8 protein-coding genes are annotated in these 4,435 nt (G+C 32.4%); 1 reads left to right on the forward strand and 7 read right to left on the reverse strand.

Annotation, left to right across the window (positions count from 1 at the left end):
- Positions 1-225 precede the first annotated feature (225 nt).
- Positions 226-450, reverse strand: coding sequence for a cold shock domain-containing protein (locus F7888_RS23175; protein ID WP_462937543.1), 225 nt, complete (start codon positions 448-450; stop codon positions 226-228).
- A gap of 213 nt (positions 451-663) precedes the next feature.
- Here F7888_RS23175 and F7888_RS23010 point away from each other — a divergent pair, with 213 nt between their 5' ends.
- Entirely contained in the window at positions 664-930 is a 267-nt protein-coding gene (locus tag F7888_RS23010) for a tyrosine-type recombinase/integrase (protein ID WP_191783555.1), read from the forward strand.
- 54 nt (positions 931-984) lie between these two features.
- Here F7888_RS23010 and F7888_RS22165 read toward each other — a convergent pair whose 3' ends face one another.
- The 6 genes from F7888_RS22165 to F7888_RS22785 form a co-directional block, all read right to left on the reverse strand.
- Positions 985-1,194 (reverse strand): hypothetical protein, encoded by a 210-nt coding sequence (locus tag F7888_RS22165; RefSeq protein WP_191783557.1) that lies wholly within the window; start codon positions 1,192-1,194, stop codon positions 985-987.
- A 734-nt stretch (positions 1,195-1,928) separates the two neighbouring features.
- On the reverse strand, positions 1,929-2,252 hold the full coding sequence (locus F7888_RS22170; protein WP_191783559.1) for a cysteine peptidase family C39 domain-containing protein: 324 nt from the start codon (positions 2,250-2,252) through the stop codon (positions 1,929-1,931).
- 154 nt (positions 2,253-2,406) lie between these two features.
- Entirely contained in the window at positions 2,407-2,769 is a 363-nt protein-coding gene (locus tag F7888_RS22175) for a hypothetical protein (RefSeq protein ID WP_191783560.1), read from the reverse strand.
- A 160-nt stretch (positions 2,770-2,929) separates the two neighbouring features.
- Positions 2,930-3,157, reverse strand: a complete 228-nt coding sequence (locus F7888_RS22180) for a hypothetical protein (protein ID WP_191783562.1) — start codon at positions 3,155-3,157, stop codon at positions 2,930-2,932.
- Positions 3,158-3,755: 598 nt separating this feature from the next.
- Complete coding sequence (locus F7888_RS22185) at positions 3,756-4,142, reverse strand: hypothetical protein (protein WP_225228966.1); 387 nt, start codon at positions 4,140-4,142, stop codon at positions 3,756-3,758.
- Positions 4,136-4,315, reverse strand: a complete 180-nt coding sequence (locus F7888_RS22785; protein WP_225228967.1) for a hypothetical protein — start codon at positions 4,313-4,315, stop codon at positions 4,136-4,138. The genes F7888_RS22185 and F7888_RS22785 overlap by 7 nt, the downstream gene beginning before the upstream one ends.
- Between the last annotated feature and the right edge of the window lie 120 nt (positions 4,316-4,435).

Raw genomic sequence — 4,435 nt, forward strand, 5'->3', positions numbered from 1 at the left:
TCGCAACCTTTTTCGACTGTTTGTCAAGAGCGATTGCGGGGCCTCACGTCCCCCCAAAATGGAAATGAACTTATACTTTACATAGTTTTCATAGAACTTTTGACACTACCTTTAATCTTATTTTAAAGTAAATGCTCATTACTTTTGTGATTTCTTATTCAACTACGCTGCCCCGGTAGTGAAAAAGCGTTCTGTATTTCACAGAAACGATCAAGTTAGTTAATCTTATTTACAGATTTTCTTAACATTTACAGCTCTGCGTGATTGTTCTTTTAAATTTTGATTTTCTTCAAGGTAATAATACAGCCTCACCAGTTGTAAGTGATTTAAACCCATCCATAAGAATACTACTGAAGTGAACCCAAGCATCAGCTTCTCCCTCAATTGAAATCCAGCCCCACCCCTCTTCTTCATTAAAATTTTACATACTCCTTTTAAGTTAGGTCTCATTTTATAACCTCCAGTATGACATTTTCTTGTTCAACTAAACAATGATAGGTTAATAGGACCTTACGTTTATATTTCTAGAATCAGGTCAATCTACTAATTCGTCATTTTGGAGATGTAGGAATTGATTTACTTTCAACAAACCAATTAAAGGCTTACCTCTCCAAGTCTAGTAAAACATTAAAACCTTCATCATTAGCACATCGTGTTCGCTCAATGAAATCACTCTTTCGTTGGACACATAAAGAAGGACATGTCAGTAAAAATCCAGCAGCTAAGATTAAAGATCCAAAGTTAGGGAAAAGAATCCCAAAATTTGTAACAGATAGGGAAATCGAACATCTTCGTGAAGCATGTTTGACACCTATGGAGAAAGCTCTATTTGTGTTTATGTTTTCAACAGGTAGTAGGATTGGTGAGATCGTAACACTCGATATGAATAGCGTTAATTGGTCTAATCACTCAGTAATTGTTAAGGGGTAAGGGTGATAAGGAAAGGGAAGTATATTTTAGTATTCGCTGTGAAATAGACATACCTTATTCTTTGTTCATCTTTTCAACCTTTTTCCTGTAATTTAAATCTATAACAATATCTCCGACACCCATTGCAATTAATCCATTTAATAAAGCAAAAATTGGAAATACTATATCTCCACCACCATTTGAAAAAAGAGCCATAACTATTACCACTACACTAAAGAAGACAAAAGCCATTCCCAATAAATATAACGTTCGACCAACAAGCAACTTAAACCACTCCCATCTATATAAAGAACTAAAAAATAATTAATTTTTCAACAAAATAGCTTTTTTACTTCGATAAGATTTCATTTCGATAAAATGGTCAATAATTCCTTTAAAGATATGTTTTATCTTGAGGAGGAATGATATTGTTATGATCGAAAGCAAGCTTCCATAACAAAGGGCATTAATCCATCTGGATTCAATGCCCCCCTTTTGACAGTATGTCTGTCTCCCTATTTGATAAATATGATCAACCAGCAATTCAACCTAAAATCTTTGTTGCAGGTCGCTTTTTTACTAAATTCAATAATTCTCTTATTGTTTTATAAATTAAGGCTGTTTTCTCAATGTTTGTTGTTTTTTGAGGTGAATTAATTGAGAATAGATTTCTAGCAGACTGAATACACGGAGACTCCCGTGGGACTAGTAGCCAAAGTGAGACCCCGCAGGAGCACAAGCGACGAGGAGGCTCACCGGTTACCCCACAGGACGCGGAGTGTATTCAGGCTGCGGTATCAAAAGCAACAATATATACGAAAACAGCCTAAATTAAATAACCTACAATGCTTCCTAAGGTATTCAAAATTATATCGTCTATCACCGAAAAGTTAGCATCACCAACGGATTAAGCAGTCTGCTCTTCCTATTTCTTATTGAATAAAACTGTCTCTTTTCTACAACGAGCATATTCAATACAAATAGGCATCAATCTTTCTTGGATCAATGCCCCCGTTAGCTTAAGATTGATTTTTTATTATTTCATCAAAATAATCACTTGGATTAGAGATGCCATTATCAATAAAAACCTTTGCCCAATACTTGAACATGTCAATAAAAGAGTCTTTATCCATGCTTAAATTACCTAATGCCTCAACGTCTCCTTGGACTTGTACCGTATCATTTTTTAAATCAACAATGACGGTCATATATGTTTCTTCTTTGTATAAAACAGTACAGGTTACTTGCTGTTTCACTAAATCAACTTTAGGAAATTCATGTCGTACTCCAGTGGGCTTGAAAATTGTATGTCCAACATTAGATTTATTTGAATTATTCTTCATATTTTCACCTCAATAGTCTTAAAAAGTGTACTTCATTTATTATTACATAGGTTAGCTGTTCTTGTGTTAAACTGCTTCGTAAGTATAATAAATTCTATAAAAATAGCGTCAATCCCTCTTAGATCAACGCACCCAATAGTTCAAGAATAGGTCATTAAAATTTTATCCTCAAAAATTCGTCAACTAGCCAAAATATTAGTGCTCCTATTATTGTTATTACGACAAGAAATAAACCCTCGAAATAGAAAGAAATCACTAATCCAGCTAATACACCAAAGATAATATGAATAAAAAATGCTTTTGTATATCTTTTTTTGCCGTTTAAATTTTTCGTTAAATAATCAGATAAGAAAGATACAGGTACCCCAATAAGAAGAACAAATGGAAAAGCACCTGTAAGAAAAAGTCCAATAACTAAGAAACTTGAACCTTCTATTACCGCAAAAAGAAAAGTAAGAAATATTCCAATTAACAAGGTAGTTAAAACGAATCCTAGAAATTTCCTTAAAAATATCAAAATATCCCCCCTTATATTAAAAGATTTGATTTATCTTGTTGAATAATCCTGCCCAGTTAGTACAATTACTTCAACAAAATAAGCGATAATCCTTCTTGGACTATCGCACCCGTTACTTCAAGAAGAAAAAGTATGACTCATTAGTAGTATCACTATTAGTTCATTTTTTTGCTGTCATCTTAGACTTTAAATTTAAGATAAACTCATAACCAAAGGCTACTAACAATCCGGTCCAAAAAATTACAACTGAAGTAAAAGGCTCACTTCCAGATATTAAAAAGTAAATATAATTTATAAATAATAGCAACATATAAGTGTAAAAACCAAGGATTGCTCCTTTTCTCCAATTATTTTGCTCTGTTTTAAACATATTTCTGAAGAATTTCATTATATCCCTCCACAACATAACTTGTATTCTTACAGTTCTGTTAATGCACTTTATCCATCCCACGATATCTGAACGCATTACCATTATTTTACCATAAAAACTATGATACCTTTTTCCACTAAACTGACCGTTCAATAAGCTTTTATATGTTTAAAATGTCGAACTGACTTTAATCTTTTTTGTCACTAAATAAATTAAAAATCCTATTATATAAATTCCAGAAATAAGACAAACAAGTGTAAAAACATTTTCTTGAAGCAATATTAAAAATAAGTCAATTGCGTAGATATCACTACAATACTCTACTACTTGTGGTGTGAATATAAACATCGGCTTACAAACTTCCTGTGGTGCAACGGCAATTTGGTTAGCCCATATTAGTGAATATAATAGTGTTAAAATAAACAATGGTATAGAAACGAACCATAAAACCCAATATTTTTTCAAAATTTCCCTTCCTTATGTGAATTTAACTTATATCCTATTAAGTCTTATTTTGTTCTCCACTTTCCTGCTACTGATCCAAAAATGGATAATCTCCTCTTCTTTAAGGAGCTTAAGAAGGATTATGGATATCCTGCAACAATAATTCTAAATCTTATTTCAATTTACTTCTTGTTTCTTTATCAAATTCTCCCTGTACTTCTTGTATAGGGTATTTTTGTTTATGGATTATATAATGTTTTAATTTTAAAAAAGTGGTTAAAGGAAAATCAAAATCATTCCACTCTTCTCTGTAACCAATCATTCCGTGTCTTTTTATTAGTGCATCTATTTCTTTTAACACGATCATTACAAAGTCATCATATGGGTATTCCGTTTTTATTAATGTTTTAGTGTTATCTTTGCTGAATTCATCTTTATAATAAACGGCTTTTAAAATCAGTATATTATTTTCTTTTAATTCAAAAGACCAAACAATTCCCTCTGGTTCTCCCTCCCATTCACACTCAGTCTTTTTTCTTATCTCATCTTTCGTTACCAAAAAGAGTTTAAAAACATGAGTGATCTTAGAAAATCATTTAAACAATCAGTTAAATAACTAGCTGTAAATTCTAATCTTTGTCCATTAACTGCAACAATACAAGTAGCCCATCCAATGCCACTAAGATAATATTTAAACTTCACTTCCATCTCACCTGCTTCGATAGTTATCACTATTCCTTGTTCATACAGATAGGTAAGGGTTTGAAATTATCGCTCCCTTTTCCCCCTGTTCACACCGTACGTGCGACTTTCACCGCATACGGCGTTCCAACTAAACCAATTTATTCTTTC

Origin of the sequence: Litchfieldia stipae, assembly GCF_014837155.1 — a bacterium.
Classification (GTDB): domain Bacteria; phylum Bacillota; class Bacilli; order Bacillales; family Bacillaceae_L; genus Litchfieldia.